The organism is Cellulomonas sp. P4_H4 (assembly GCF_056400865.1).
Genome location: NZ_JBFUKL010000001.1, coordinates 368,984 through 382,413 on the forward strand (window position 1 = coordinate 368,984; position 13,430 = coordinate 382,413).

The window sequence follows — 13,430 nt, forward strand, 5'->3', positions numbered from 1 at the left end:
ACCGCGTGCATCCGTCGCGCGGGGTGGCCGGGAAGTGGGTGCAGGGCGTCCGACCGGGTGCCCGCGCGGTGCGGCGCTGGGGCGTCGGCCGTGAACCCTCGTCCGTAGGAGCCCATCATGAGGATCCGCCGCACTCTGTCCGCCCTGGTCGTCGCCGGTCTCGCCGCGGGAGGTGGACTCGCGCTCGCGCCGGCCGCGTCGGCCGCCCCAGGAACGTCGAGCCTTGCGGCACTGCTGGCGTCGGACGGCGACACGTTCGACCGCAGCTGGTACGACTTCGACATCCTCGACCAGGCCGTCGCCGCGGTGCTGGCTGCCAAGCCCGCCAGCCCGGTGGCGGTGCTCGCGGACGGCACGGTGCCGCTGACCGCGTTCGTGCCGAACGACCGTGCGTTCCAGCTGCTGGCGTGGGACCTCACGCACCACTGGTACGGCAGCGAGCAGAAGGTGCTGACGGCGCTGGCCGGCGCCGTAGGCATCGACGCGATCGAGCAGGTGCTGCTGTACCACGTCGTCCCGGGCGTGACGATCGACTCGTCGGCCGCGCTGGCGTCGGACAACGCGGTGCTGACGACGGCGCAGGGTGGCACGTTCCAGGTGGACGTCCTGAGCAAGCGGCTCGCCCTGGTGCAGCTCAAGGACCAGGACCGCAACGACCTGAACCCGTTCCTGATCCGCCGCCAGCTCGACCTCAACGCGGGCAACGTCCAGATCGCCCACGCGATCACCTTCGTGCTGCGCCCGGCCGACCTCTGACCGAGGATGGATGCAGGTGAGCAGTCGTCGGGCTCCGAGACCCGGCGGCTGCCGCCGCGTCAGGCCAGGGGTGTGACGGTCCCCGTCAGGTGCGGCACCGCGGTCCAGGCCGCGATCTCGAAGCCCCGCTCGAGCGCACCGACATGCACCGACACCGTCGACGGCAGCAGGACCGGCTTCGAGAACTCGACGGACCAGTCGAACGCGTCGCCTCGTGCTGCGCCGACGGCCGCGAGTGCGAGCGACGCCGTGTACATGCCGTGGGCGATCGCACGAGGGAAGCCGAACGCCTTGGCGGCCAAGGACGACATGTGGATCGGGTTGCGGTCGCCGGAGACCGCCGCGTACCGGCGCCCGGTGTCTGCGGCGAGCACCCACTGAGCGGTCGGCACGGGCGCCTGGAACGGCGGGCGCTCGTCGGACGCACCCTCGCCCTGCAGGAACACGCCCTTCGCCAGGTACGTCGACACGCCTCGCCAGGTGACGTCGTCGCCGACCGAGACCGTGGTCACGAGGTCGACCTGCGTGCCGGTGCGGTGTGCACGCAGGTTCGCCGCGGTGGCCCGGACGTCGAACGTGTCCGCGAGCGAGAGCGGGCGGTGCTGCGTGACCTGGTTGGACAGGTGGACGAGGCCGGCCAACGGCAGCGGGAAGTCCGAGCGTGCCATGACGGCCGTCGCGACGGGGAACGCGAGCACGTGCACGAACCCTGCGGGCAGCAGGTCGCTCGCGGACTCCCCGAGCAGGTGCTGGTACTCGGTCAGGTGGGCGGCCTGGGCCCGGACCGATCGGACGACGTACTCGACGTCGGGCAGCTCGCGCTCCCTGCGTCGTCGCAAGGTCGACGCGGCACCGCGCGCGTACAACCCGCCGAGCCCGGGCACGCCAGGCAGGACGACGACGGTCACTGACCCACCAGGTTCTGCCCGCACACCCGCAGCACGCGGCCCACGATGCCACCGGCGGCGGGTGAGGCCAGGAACGCGACGGTCTCGGCCACGTCGACGGGCTGACCGCCCTGCTGCAAGGAGTTGAGCCGCCGGGCGACCTGCCGCGTGACCGCGGGGATGCGTGCGGTCATCTCGGTCTCGATGAACCCGGGCGCCACGGCGTTCGCGGTCCCCCCGAAGGTCTCGAGCAGAGGTGCGGTCGCGCGGACCATGCCGATCACGCCGCCCTTGGACGCCGCGTAGTTCGACTGGCCGCGGTTGCCCGCGATGCCCGAGGTCGAGGCGAGCGAGACGATCCGCGGTGCGTCGGTGAAGTCTCCCGAGGTCAGCAGCGCCTCGTTGATCGCCAGCTGCGACGCGATGTTCACGGCGAGCACCGACTCCCACTTGTCCGGGGTCATGTTGGCCAGCAGCTTGTCGCGCGTGATCCCGGCGTTGTGCACGACGATGTCGATCCGCCCGTGCCGCTGCAACGTGTGCTCGAGGATCCGCGCGCCGGCGTCGGGTGCCGTCACGTCGAGCTGCAGGGCTGTCCCGCGCACGCGGTTCGCGACGGCGACGAGCTGCTCCCCGGCCGCGGGAACGTCGACCGCGACGACGGTCGCACCGTCCCGCGCGAGCGTGTCCGCGATCGACTCGCCGATGCCGCGTGCGGCGCCGGTGACGACCGCGACCCGACCGGCCAGCGGCAGGTCCCAGTCGGCGGGGAGCGTCCCGGCGGACGAGTCCACCGCGAGCAGCTGTCCGTCGACGAACGCCGACCGGCTGGACAGGAAGAACCGCAGCGCGCCGACGACGGATGGCGCGGTCACCGGGACGGCGTCGCCGAGGACGAGCCCGTTGGCGGTCGCCCCGCCGCGCAGCTCCTTGGCGACCGACCGCAGGAGGCCGTCGACACCCTGCCGTGCGGCCGCGACCGCCGGTGCGTCGTCGGCTCGTGCTGCTCGGGACAGGGTGACCACGCGGCCGCAGCGGGCGAGCTTCTTCAGGACGCCGGCCAGCTCGAGCACGGGAGCGCTCAGCTCCGACGGGTGTGTCAGCCCGGTGAGCCCGAGGATGACGGCCGAGTAGCGCGTCTCGGGGGTCGCGTGCCGGTGCACGTCGAGGTCCCAGTCGGCCGACAGCAGTCGTGCGAGGTCGTCGTCGTCGCCGAGCACGAGCACGGGGCCGTCGAGCAAGGGCTGACCCGGAGCGTGGCGCTTCAGCGTCGTCGGCTGGGGGAGGCCGAGCTGCTTGGCGACCTTCCCGACGAAGCCGCCGTTGACCAGGTTGAGGTACGTGTCGGTGGACATCAGGCCGCCTCGAGGATCGCGGTCACGCCGAGCCCGCCGGCGGCGCAGATGGAGACGAGCGCCCGGGTGCCCGGGCCGCGTCGGTGGAGCTCTTTGCTGACGGTCGCGACGATGCGCCCGCCGGTCGCCGCGAACGGGTGGCCGGCTGCGAGCGAGGACCCGTGGACGTTGAGCTTCGCGCGATCGACGGTCCCGAACGCCCCGTCGAGACCGAGGCGCGTCCGTCCGAACTCCTCGGACTCCCACGCCGCCAGGATCGTCAGCACGGTCGACGCGAACGCCTCGTGGATCTCGATCAGGTCGAAGTCGTCGAGCGTCAGCCCGTTGCGGGCGAGCAGGCGCGGCACCGCGAACACCGGCGCCATGAGCAGACCGTCGACGCCGTGCACGAAGTCGACCGCAGCAGCCTCGGAGTCGACCACCGCGGCCAGCGGGACCAGGTCGTGGGCAGCCGCCCACTCGGCCGAGCCCAGCAGCACGGTGGAGGCGCCGTCGGACAGCGGCGTCGAGTTGCCCGCCGTCATCGTCGCGGGGGTGTCCAGCCCGAGCCCGAACGTCGGCTTGAGGGACGCCAGCTTCTCGAGGGAAGAGTCGGCGCGCAGGTTCGCGTCGCGCGTGAGCCCGCGGAACGGCGTGACGAGGTCGTCGAAGAAGCCCTGGTCGTACGCCGCGGCGAGGTTCTGGTGGCTCGCGAGGGCGACCTCGTCCTGCGCCTCCTGAGAGATGCCCCACTGTGCCGTGGTCAACGCCTGGTGCTCGCCCATCGACAGGTGCGTACGCGGCTCGCTGGTCCGGGGTGCCGACGGTGCGAGGTCCTTCGGGCGGATGCGGGCGACCGCGGCCAGCTTCTGCGCGGCGCTCTTCGCGCGGGACAGGTCGAGCAGCTGGCGACGGAGGCGGTCGCTCACGGCGATCGGGGCGTCGGACGTGGTGTCCACGCCGCCCGCGATCGCGGACTCGAGCTGCCCGAGGCGGATCTTGTTGCTGAGCGAGACGACGGTCTCGAGCCCGGTCGCGCAGGCCATCTGCACGTCGTACGCGGGCGTCTCGGGGGAGAGGGCCGAGCCGAGCACGGACTCTCGCGTGAGGTTGAAGTCGCGGCTGTGCTTGAGGACCGCACCTGCAGCGACCTCGCCGATGCGCTCACCCTGCAGCCCGTACCGGGCGACGAGCCCGTCGAGCGCGGCGGTGAGCATGTCCTGGTTGCTGGCGTGCGCGTACGGTCCGCCGGCGCGGGCGAAGGGGATGCGGTTGCCGCCGAGGACGTAGGCGGAGCGGGGGCCGGCGGACTCGGCGGGGACGGGGGTGGTGCGACGGGCCATGAGGGCTCGTTCCTCTCGCATTCGTCGATGAAGCGAACTGGCACATGAAAGTCTGGCTCGGGAGATCCGGGCTCGCGAAGCGGGTGCGGGATCGGGCGATCGAGATGACACGGTGTCCGAAACCCACAGTACCTGATACCTTCGGTCTCGTGAGCCCGAGCCCCCCGGGTACGTCGACGACGACGACCCTCACCGCCATGTCTCTCGAGCAGCCCGAGCCCGACGGCCGCTCGACCCGTTGGGCTGACCATCGCGAGGCCCGTCGCGCCGAGCTGGTCCGAGCGGCCCGGAAGACCGTCCACCACAACGGTCCGGACGTCTCGATGGAGGAGATCGCGGCCGCCGCGGGAACCTCCAAGTCGATCGTCTACCGTTACTTCTCGGACAAGACCGGCCTGCAGATCGCCGTCGCCGAGCTGGTGGTCTCCCAGATCCAGGGCGCCCTCGAGGGTGTCCTGCGCGTCGCGCCCACCCCCCGCGAGGGGCTGCGCGCCATGGTCGCCGTCTACCTCGAGATGATCGAGTCGTCGCCCAACGTGTACGCGTTCGTGACGCGGAACGGGTCGGTCGAGTCCGGCGGCCCGCTCGGCCACTTCCTCGACTCCGTCACCGCCCTCGTCGCGGCACCGTTCGCTCGCGGTCTGACCGAGGAGGCGACCGGACGCGCCCGCCGACCCGAGGACGGCCCCGACGCCCGCGTCGCGCTCGCCGAGGCGTGGGCCGCAGGCGCCGTCGGCTTCGTGCGCGGCTCCGGGGAGTGGTGGATGGCCCACCGTGACGAGCCCGGCACGCCGGACCGTGAAGAGATCACCGCCCAGGTCGCCGCCTGGTTGTGGGCAGGACCCGTGGGCCTCCTGGCCCGAGACCGCAAGCACGTAACGGAGGAAGCATGAGCACCACCACGCAGCGTCCCGTGTCCACGGTGGACGACGCGGGCGACCCTCGCCTCGACGCCGAGGTCTCGGTCGACACCGCCCACCTGAGCAAGGTCCTGCTCGGGCACTACCCCGAGCTCCGGCTGGCGGCACGGAACCTGATGTCCGACCCGCGGTTCCACCGGATCGAGGGGCAGGACCTGCCGGCGCACCGCGAGCGCGTCCTCGAGCAGCTGCGGCTGCTGGCCGTCGAGGGTGACGTGCACCGCTCGTTCCCGGAGCGCTTCGGCGGTGCCGAGGACCACGGCGGCTTCCTCGCCCGGTTCGAGGAGCTCACGCACGCCGACCCTTCGCTGCAGATCAAGTCCGGCGTGCAGTGGGGCCTGTTCGCGTCGGCGATCTACCACCTGGGTACCGAGCGCAACCACGAGGAGTTCCTGGCCGACGCGCTGTCGATCAAGGTTCCCGGCGCGTTCGCGATGACCGAGACCGGTCACGGCTCGGACGTCGCCGCCATCGGCACCACCGCCACCTATGACGCGGAGACCGAGGAGTTCGTGATCCACACCCCGTTCCGTGCGGCGTGGAAGGACTACCTCGGCAACGCCGGCGTTCACGGCACCGCCGCGGTCGTGTTCGCGCGGCTGGTCACGCAGGGCGTGGACCACGGGGTGCACGCGTTCTACGTGCCGATCCGCGACGAGGACTCGATGGCCTTCGTCGAGGGCGTCGGCGGCGAGGACGACGGGCTCAAGGGCGGTCTGAACGGCATCGACAACGGTCGACTCTGGTTCGACCACGTGCGCGTCCCGCGCACCAACCTGCTCAACCGCTACGGCGACGTCACGCCCGAGGGTGTGTACGAGTCGCCGATCGACAGCCCCGGACGTCGGTTCTTCACGATGCTCGGCACGCTGGTCCAGGGGCGCGTGTCCCTCGACGGCGCGGCCGTCGTCGCCTCCCGGCTCGGGCTGACCATCGCGATCACCTACGGCAACCAGCGGCGCCAGTTCGCGTCCTCGTCGCCCACGGAGGAGGTCGTGATCCTCGACTACGCCGAGCACCAGCGCCGCCTGCTCCCGCTGCTCGCCGAGACGTACGCGGCCGGTTTCGCGCACGAGGACCTGCTCGCCGCCTTCGACGACGTGTTCTCGGGCCGCAACGACACCCCGGAGACCCGCGAGGACCTCGAGACGCTCGCCGCCGCGCTCAAGCCGACCTCCACGTGGCACGCGCTGAACACGCTGCAGGTGTCGCGCGAGGCGTGCGGTGGTGCCGGCTTCCTGGCCGAGAACCGTCTGACAGGGCTGCGTGCCGACATGGACGTGTACGCGACGTTCGAGGGCGACAACACCGTGCTCCTGCAGCTCGTCGGCAAGCGACTGCTGGCGGACTACGGCAAGACGATGAAGCACCTCGACGCGGTGAAGGTGGCCCGGCTGGTGGCCGAGCGTGCCGCCGACGCCGCCCGGTACCGCACGCCGTTGCGTCGGGCCGTCCAGACGATCGCCGACGTCGGTGACCCCCGTCGTTCGGCCGGCCAGCTGCGTGAGACGACGACGCAGCGCGAGCTGCTCGTGGACCGCGTCGAGACGATGGTCGCCGACGTCGCACAGGCCCTTCGCCCCGCCCAGAAGGCCTCGCCCCAGGAGGCCGCAGCCCTGTTCAACGCCCACCAGCACGAGCTCGTCGAGGCGGCCCGTGCGCACGCCGAGCTGGTGCAGTGGGAGTCGTTCACCGCGGCGCTCGAGCGGGTCACCGACCCGAGCACGCGGCAGATCCTCACGTGGGTGCGGGACCTGTTCGGGCTCACGCTCATCGAGCGGCACCTGACCTGGTACCTGATGAACGGCCGGCTCTCGACCGGGCGTGCCCGCACGGTCACGTCGTACATCGACCGGCTCCTGGCCCGTCTGCGGCCGCACGCCCAGAGCCTGGTCGACGCGTTCGGCTACGAGCAGGCACACCTGCGTGCCCCGATCGCCTCAGGCGCCGAGGCGGCACGCCAGGACGAGGCCCGCGCGTACTACCGGACGCAGCGCGCCTCGGGCGACGCCCCGGTCCCGGAGAAGCACCACCGCTGATCTCGGCGCAGAGCCGGCAACGTCCGCACTCGTGGGTGCGGACGTTGCCGGCTCAGCCCTTGCGGGACGCGCGGCGGGTCTTGGCGATCCAGCCGACGATGCCGCCGAGCAGGAAAGCGCCCAGGATGATGACCCACTCGGGCGTCTCGAACGTGGTGAAGATCAGGTCGAGCTCCACCGGCTGCCCGTTGGCGAGGATCAGCGCGACCACGACCACCAGGATCAGCAGCGCGAGCCACCGGCGCTTCAGGAACGCGACGACCGGGCTCTCCGACTTCGGCGTGCTGTTCTGCGACATCGGGCGACCCCCGGGATTCGGAACGGACTGCGCTGTCGTCCCGATTGTTCCGCCTCAGTGGCCCTGACGTGGGGAGATGCGCTACTCGGGGTTGCAGCGCGCCGAGATCATCTCGAGCGTGCTGACGTCGGGCCGCCACGGCTCGAGGTTCCAGGTGGCCTTGTCCGGAGCGCCGAGCTCGTGGCACTCCAGCTGCGCCCTCATGCTCGGGGTGTCGGCGTCGGGCTCGCGGACGACCAGCTGCGACCAGAGCCCCGTGCTCGCGGCCGAGCCCCCGGCTCGCGCCCACGCGCTCGGCGTCACCGCGAGCGACTGCCCTCCCTCGTTCTGTCCCCAGACGGCGTCCTGGACGGCGACGCTCGACACCCAGATCCCGAGCGGCGCCACGCCCGTGAGTCGCACAGAGCCCGGAGTCTCCTGCACCATCCGGATCCCGGGCCCGTCGACGCTGAGTCCGGTGACAAAGGTTCCTGCGCCGTCTTCGACGACGGCCGTCCCGTCGTCGAGTGCCCGGAATGCAGTCTCCGGGGGGCCGGTCAGGATCGCGTCGCCCGCGGAGACGCTGAGGCGCACGGTCCCATCCTCGACGGGGGTGGCGGTCGCGACCGCAGCGCTGTCGAGCGGCTGCACGGTGATCGTCGTCGAGCCCGCGGTGACCGAGACGGGCGGGGGAGGTGAGGTGGTCGGCGTCGCGGTGACCGGCGTCGGGGCCGGGGTGGGGTGCGTTGCCGGCTCGGTGCACGCGGCCAGCGCGAGCGCCATGGTGAGGAGTGCGACGAGCCGACCCGACGATCGCACACGGTCGCTGTCGGGTCGGCGTGACGTCGGCATGCGCCGACCGTAGCAACGTCGGCCGGAACCCGATCGGCGCATGTGCCCAGACGAGACGCGGCTCCGGGTGTCCCACAGGCCCCGGTAGGCTGTGCGTCGTCTGCCGACCCCCTGCCGCTGCCGTTGCGCGCGGCCCCCGATCGAGGGATCAGATGGCCTCCAGCACGACCCACGCCCACGTGTCCGACACCGTCGAGAACGCCGCTGCGACCCCGGACCTGGCGCAGCCGTTCGCCGAGCTCGGCCTCAAGCCCGACGAGTACCAGCGCATCCGCGACCTGCTGGGCCGTCGGCCCACCGCCGCCGAGCTCGCCATGTACTCGGTCATGTGGTCGGAGCACTGCTCCTACAAGTCGAGCAAGAACCACCTGCGCCAGTTCGGTGACAAGACCACCGACGCCATGAAGGAGCACCTGCTCGTCGGCATCGGCGAGAACGCGGGCGTCGTCGACATCGGTGACGGCTGGGCGGTCACCTTCAAGGTCGAGTCGCACAACCACCCGTCCTACGTCGAGCCGTACCAGGGTGCGGCGACCGGCGTCGGCGGCATCGTGCGCGACATCATCTCGATGGGCGCGCGGCCGGTCGCGGTCATGGACCAGCTGCGGTTCGGCGCCGTGGACCACCCCGACACGGCCCGCGTCGTGCACGGCGTCGTGGCCGGCGTCGGTGGGTACGGCAACTCGCTCGGTCTGCCGAACATCGGCGGCGAACTCGTGTTCGACGCGTCGTACCAGGGCAACCCGCTGGTCAACGCGCTGTGCCTCGGGGTGCTGCGGCACGAGGACATCCACCTGGCCAACGCCTCGGGCGCGGGCAACAAGGTCGTCCTGTTCGGCGCGCGCACGGGTGGCGACGGCATCGGCGGTGCCTCGATCCTCGCGAGCGAGACGTTCGACGACACCAAGCCCTCCAAGCGACCGTCCGTCCAGGTGGGCGACCCGTTCATGGAGAAGGTGCTCATCGAGTGCTGCCTCGAGCTCTACGCCGCCCGCGTCGTCGAGGGCATCCAGGACCTGGGCGCGGCCGGCATCTCCTGCGCGACGAGCGAGCTGGCCTCCAACGGTGACGGCGGCATGCATGTCGACCTGGAGAACGTGCTGCTGCGCGACCCCACGCTGACCGCCGGCGAGATCCTCATGTCGGAGTCGCAGGAGCGGATGATGGCCGTCGTCCGGCCCGACCAGCTCGACGAGTTCCTGGCCATCACGAGCAAGTGGGACGTCGAGACCGCCGTGATCGGCGAGGTCACCGGCACCGGCCGCCTGACGATCGACCACCACGGCGAGCGCATCGTCGACGTCGAGCCGCGGTCCGTGGCCCACGACGGCCCGGTCTACGACCGCCCGTACGCGCGCCCCTCGTGGCAGGACGGGCTGAACGCGGACACGTCGTCGTCGCTCGAGCGCCCGTCCACCAACGCCGAGCTCCGCGAGACCGTCCTGCGTCTGCTGGCGTCGCCCAACCTCGCGTCCAAGGCCTGGGTGACCAGCCAGTACGACCGGTTCGTGCAGGGCAACACCGCGCTCGCGCAGCCCGACGACTCGGGCGTCATCCGCGTGGACGAGACCACCGGTCTCGGTGTCGCGCTGGCCACCGACGCCAACGGCCGGTACGCCAAGCTCGACCCGTACACGGGCGCTCAGCTCGCCCTCGCGGAGGCGTACCGCAACGTCGCGACCACCGGCGCCCGCCCGCTGGCCGTGACGGACTGCCTCAACTTCGGCTCGCCGGAGCACCCCGACTCCATGTGGCAGCTGGTCGAGGCCATCCGCGGCCTGGCGGACGCGTGCCAGACGCTCGAGGTGCCCGTGACCGGCGGCAACGTGTCGCTCTACAACGGCACGGGCGAGCCCGGCCTCATCGACTCGGCGATCCACCCGACGCCGGTCGTCGGCGTTCTGGGCGTTCTCGACGACGTCGCCGACGCCACCCCGTCGGGCTGGACCACCCCCGGCCAGGCCGTCTACCTGCTGGGCACAACGAGCGCCGAGCTCGACGGGTCCGCCTGGGCCGACGTCGTGCACGACCACCTGGGCGGCCTGCCGCCCGCGGTCGACCTGGCCGCCGAGCGCCGCCTGGCGTGGGTCCTCACGCACGCCAGCCGCGACGACCTGGTCGACGCGGCGCACGACCTGTCCGAGGGCGGCCTCGCGCAGGCCCTCGTCGAGTCGAGCCTGCGCTACGGCGTCGGCGTGCAGGTCTCGCTCGACGGGCTGTGCGCGCGCGACGGCATCACCCCGTTCGAGGCGCTGTTCTCCGAGTCGACGGCTCGCGCCCTCGTCGCGGTCCCGCGCTCGGAGGAGGTCCGCCTCGTCGACCTCTGCACCGCGCGCGGGGTCCCGGCGCTGCGGCTCGGAGAGACGGCGGAGTCCTGCTCCCCGGGCGCCGGCACCCCGGTCGACGAGGCCGACCACGTGCACGGTCCAGCGGTCGAGGTGCAGGGCCTGTTCACGCTGCCGCTCTCGGAGGCCCGCGAGGCCCACGAGGCGACGCTGCCCCGCTACTTCGGCTGAGGTTCGGACCTCGCACGGTTAATCGGTCGCTTGTCGACGAGGTCGGCTTCTAGCGTCGTGCCGTGGTCACGTCCGAGGCAGCTCGTGTGGTGCGCGCCGACAAGGGCGCGGTCCTCGTGCTGCCCGCTTCCGAGGACGAGCCCGTGCGCGTCGTCCTCGACCGGGACGGGCTCGTCGCGACGAGCGAGGGGCACCGGCTCGCGCCGACGGTCGGCGACTGGCTCGACGTCGACGACGGTCGCGCGGTGCTTCTGCACGAGCGCCGCACGGCCCTGGTCCGCGACACCGCCGGCGGCACGAGCCGTGTGCAGGCGCTCGCCGCGAACATCGACGTCGTCCTGATCGTCGAGCACCTCGATCCCGACCCGGACCTCGGCCGCATCGAACGCCTGCTCACGCTCGCGTGGCGCTCGGGTGCGCAGCCGGTCGTCGTCCTCACCAAGGCGGACCTGGTCCCGGACCCCGGCGGCATGGCCGGCGACGTCGCGGCCGTCGCGCTCGCGGTCGACGTGCACGCGGTGAGCGTGCAGGACGACCGTGGTCTGGAGCCGCTGCGGGACCTGCTGCGGCCCGACGTCACGCTGGTCGTCGTCGGACCGTCCGGGGCCGGAAAGTCCACGCTGGTCAACGCGCTCGCGGGCCGCGAGGTCATGGACACCGGCGGGCAGCGCAACGACGGCCGCGGACGGCACACCACCACGCACCGCGAGCTCGTCCCGCTGACCGGCGGCGCGATGCTGATCGACACCCCGGGCATCCGCGGTGTCGGTCTGGTGGCCGACGCCGACGCACTCGACACCGCGTTCGCCGACGTGGCCACCCTGGCCCAAGCCTGCCGCTTCGCGGACTGCCACCACGCGGGCGACGCCGGGTGCGCGATCGAGGCCGCGCTGGCGAGCGGAGAGCTGAGCGAGCGGCGGTTCGACAGCTGGCGCCGGTTGGCCAAGGAGGCCGCGTACCAGGCCCGCCGGTCCGACGCGCGCCTGGCCGCCGAGGAGCGGGCCCGGTGGAAGCGGGTCACCCGGGACTATCAGCGCGGCCTGCGCGGGGCGGGTCGCGCCCGCTAGCCGTCCTGCCGAGCCAATGCCTCCAGGTCGAGGCTCGACGAGACGTCGGACGCCGCGTCGACCTGTCGGGCCGGCGCGACGCAGTCGCGGTGCGCGGCGGGGCACAGCAGGCTTCCGATCACGCCGACGAACGCGTGCGGCGACGCCGTCCTGGAACGCACGAACCCGACGCTGCAGGTCGGCGCGTCGGCGGTCAGCACGGCGCTCGCGCACGAGGGAACGGCGCTCGTCGCGCACACGTCGGACATCGCGACCCAGGTGTCCGGGACGACGACGGCGTGGTCGACCCGGAAGGAGAGCCCGTCGGCCAGAGCGGGGAGCGCGTCTGAGCCCCAGGTCCACAGGGAGCAGACGATGCCCGGCGCGACCGGACGCCCGGTGCCCGTGCCGCCGACCGTGGCCGTGAGCACGGGCACCGCCCTGCCCCGCGGCAGGTGCACCGAGGCGGTCTCCGTGCTCGGAGACGCCATCGGCAGCACCGGGGGGCCGGAGCAGGCGGCGAGCAGAGCGACGAAGCCGACGACGGCGGCCCGCAGAGCGCGCGTCAGAAGCAGTGGCATCGGGTCCCCCCACCCCTGGCCTCTCGGCCGGTAACACTCGAAGGAGCCGCTCCTGGGACTGCCTGATACCGAGAGAGGATGGAGACATGCCTCCTCGTCGTCGTACCGACCCCGCCGACGGGCGTGCCGCGCTCGCCGCGTGGCGTGAGGACCCGTCGCTGGTGCCGGCCCGGCGGACCGCGGTCCGGTTCACGCTCGAGGAGCTGGCCGACGTCGCGCCCGGCAACGCGGTCGAGGTCCGGGTGCCGCCCGACGGTGCGGTGCAGGCCGTCGAGGGTCCTCGTCACACCCGCGGTACTCCGCCCAACGTCGTCGAGACGGATCCGCAGACCTGGCTCGAGCTGGCGACGGGTGTGCTGACCTGGGACGACGCGACAGAGGGTGGCCGGATTCGTGCCTCTGGTGAACGGGCCGACCTGCGTGACTGGCTCCCGCTGCAGGCCGCCCGAGCACGGCCCTGAGCCCCGTCTGACCTAGGATCACGGCGTGTCCGACGACCCGCAGCCGACCGAGCCCGCGAACACCCCGGGCCAGGAAGCGCTGCCCACACCCGACGAGCTCGCGGCCGCGCCCGATGCCACCATCCGGCACGCCCCGAAGTTCGGCGCCTTCATCACGGCCGGCGCGATCGTCGGGTTCGTCGTCGGCCTGGTCGCGACCGCTCTGGTCAACCCCGAGATTCCACTGGCCACGGACGGCTCGGGGTTTCTGCCGTTCCTGGACGGCGAGAACGCGGTGCGGACCGTCATGGCTGTCTCGGGCGCGGTGCTCGGCGGCTTCGTCGGTGGGCTGCTCGCGGTGCTCGCTGATCGACGCAGCGTGCGCCGGACGGCCGCGACGACGTCTGACTGATGGTCGGGCCGTCGTCGGACCGCCGTC

The 13,430-nt window shown here is 72.4% G+C and carries 13 protein-coding genes; 7 read left to right on the forward strand and 6 right to left on the reverse strand.

What is annotated here, in order from left to right:
* Nucleotides 1–117 precede the first annotated feature (117 nt).
* Complete coding sequence (locus tag AC1DPN_RS01915) at nucleotides 118–756, forward strand: fasciclin domain-containing protein (protein WP_477083028.1); 639 nt, start codon at nucleotides 118–120, stop codon at nucleotides 754–756.
* A gap of 59 nt (nucleotides 757–815) precedes the next feature.
* On the opposite strand, the gene AC1DPN_RS01920 is transcribed toward AC1DPN_RS01915, so the two are convergent.
* From AC1DPN_RS01920 to AC1DPN_RS01930, 3 genes are read right to left on the reverse strand one after another with little or no spacing between them, the layout of a single operon-like run.
* The gene (locus tag AC1DPN_RS01920) at nucleotides 816–1,664 is read right to left on the reverse strand and encodes a MaoC/PaaZ C-terminal domain-containing protein (RefSeq protein ID WP_477083029.1); all 849 of its coding nucleotides are present in this window, start codon (nucleotides 1,662–1,664) and stop codon (nucleotides 816–818) included.
* Nucleotides 1,661–2,998 carry a 3-oxoacyl-ACP reductase gene (locus AC1DPN_RS01925; protein WP_477083030.1) on the reverse strand — a complete coding sequence of 446 codons (1,338 nt, stop codon included), beginning with the start codon at nucleotides 2,996–2,998 and terminating at the stop codon, nucleotides 1,661–1,663. The genes AC1DPN_RS01920 and AC1DPN_RS01925 overlap by 4 nt, the downstream gene beginning before the upstream one ends.
* Nucleotides 2,998–4,320 (reverse strand): acetyl-CoA C-acetyltransferase, encoded by a 1,323-nt coding sequence (locus tag AC1DPN_RS01930; RefSeq protein WP_477083031.1) that lies wholly within the window; start codon nucleotides 4,318–4,320, stop codon nucleotides 2,998–3,000. The genes AC1DPN_RS01925 and AC1DPN_RS01930 overlap by 1 nt, the downstream gene beginning before the upstream one ends.
* A gap of 149 nt (nucleotides 4,321–4,469) precedes the next feature.
* Between AC1DPN_RS01930 and AC1DPN_RS01935 the strand changes: the two genes are divergently transcribed.
* Nucleotides 4,470–5,213, forward strand: coding sequence for a TetR/AcrR family transcriptional regulator (locus AC1DPN_RS01935; protein ID WP_477083032.1), 744 nt, complete (start codon nucleotides 4,470–4,472; stop codon nucleotides 5,211–5,213).
* A complete protein-coding gene (locus tag AC1DPN_RS01940) occupies nucleotides 5,210–7,279 on the forward strand; it encodes an acyl-CoA dehydrogenase family protein (protein ID WP_477083033.1) in 2,070 nt (689 codons plus the stop codon). The genes AC1DPN_RS01935 and AC1DPN_RS01940 overlap by 4 nt, the downstream gene beginning before the upstream one ends.
* A gap of 52 nt (nucleotides 7,280–7,331) precedes the next feature.
* Here the strand turns inward: AC1DPN_RS01940 and AC1DPN_RS01945 are convergent, their stop codons facing one another.
* Both AC1DPN_RS01945 and AC1DPN_RS01950 read right to left on the reverse strand, forming a co-directional pair.
* Nucleotides 7,332–7,577 carry a lipopolysaccharide assembly protein LapA domain-containing protein gene (locus AC1DPN_RS01945; RefSeq protein WP_477083034.1) on the reverse strand — a complete coding sequence of 82 codons (246 nt, stop codon included), beginning with the start codon at nucleotides 7,575–7,577 and terminating at the stop codon, nucleotides 7,332–7,334.
* An 81-nt stretch (nucleotides 7,578–7,658) separates the two neighbouring features.
* Nucleotides 7,659–8,408 (reverse strand): DUF2599 domain-containing protein, encoded by a 750-nt coding sequence (locus AC1DPN_RS01950; protein WP_477083035.1) that lies wholly within the window; start codon nucleotides 8,406–8,408, stop codon nucleotides 7,659–7,661.
* A 152-nt stretch (nucleotides 8,409–8,560) separates the two neighbouring features.
* Between AC1DPN_RS01950 and purL the strand changes: the two genes are divergently transcribed.
* Both purL and rsgA read left to right on the forward strand, forming a co-directional pair.
* Nucleotides 8,561–10,924, forward strand: a complete 2,364-nt coding sequence (gene purL, locus AC1DPN_RS01955; protein WP_477083036.1) for a phosphoribosylformylglycinamidine synthase subunit PurL — start codon at nucleotides 8,561–8,563, stop codon at nucleotides 10,922–10,924.
* A gap of 62 nt (nucleotides 10,925–10,986) precedes the next feature.
* A complete protein-coding gene (gene rsgA / locus AC1DPN_RS01960; protein WP_477083037.1) occupies nucleotides 10,987–11,991 on the forward strand; it encodes a ribosome small subunit-dependent GTPase A in 1,005 nt (334 codons plus the stop codon).
* On the opposite strand, the gene AC1DPN_RS01965 is transcribed toward rsgA, so the two are convergent.
* A complete protein-coding gene (locus AC1DPN_RS01965; protein ID WP_477083038.1) occupies nucleotides 11,988–12,551 on the reverse strand; it encodes a hypothetical protein in 564 nt (187 codons plus the stop codon). The two genes, rsgA and AC1DPN_RS01965, sit on opposite strands and share 4 nt — an antisense overlap.
* A gap of 86 nt (nucleotides 12,552–12,637) precedes the next feature.
* Here AC1DPN_RS01965 and AC1DPN_RS01970 point away from each other — a divergent pair, with 86 nt between their 5' ends.
* Nucleotides 12,638–13,012 carry a sterol carrier family protein gene (locus AC1DPN_RS01970; protein WP_477083039.1) on the forward strand — a complete coding sequence of 125 codons (375 nt, stop codon included), beginning with the start codon at nucleotides 12,638–12,640 and terminating at the stop codon, nucleotides 13,010–13,012.
* 25 nt (nucleotides 13,013–13,037) lie between these two features.
* Nucleotides 13,038–13,403 carry a histidine kinase gene (locus tag AC1DPN_RS01975; RefSeq protein WP_477083040.1) on the forward strand — a complete coding sequence of 122 codons (366 nt, stop codon included), beginning with the start codon at nucleotides 13,038–13,040 and terminating at the stop codon, nucleotides 13,401–13,403.
* Nucleotides 13,404–13,430 lie beyond the last annotated feature (27 nt).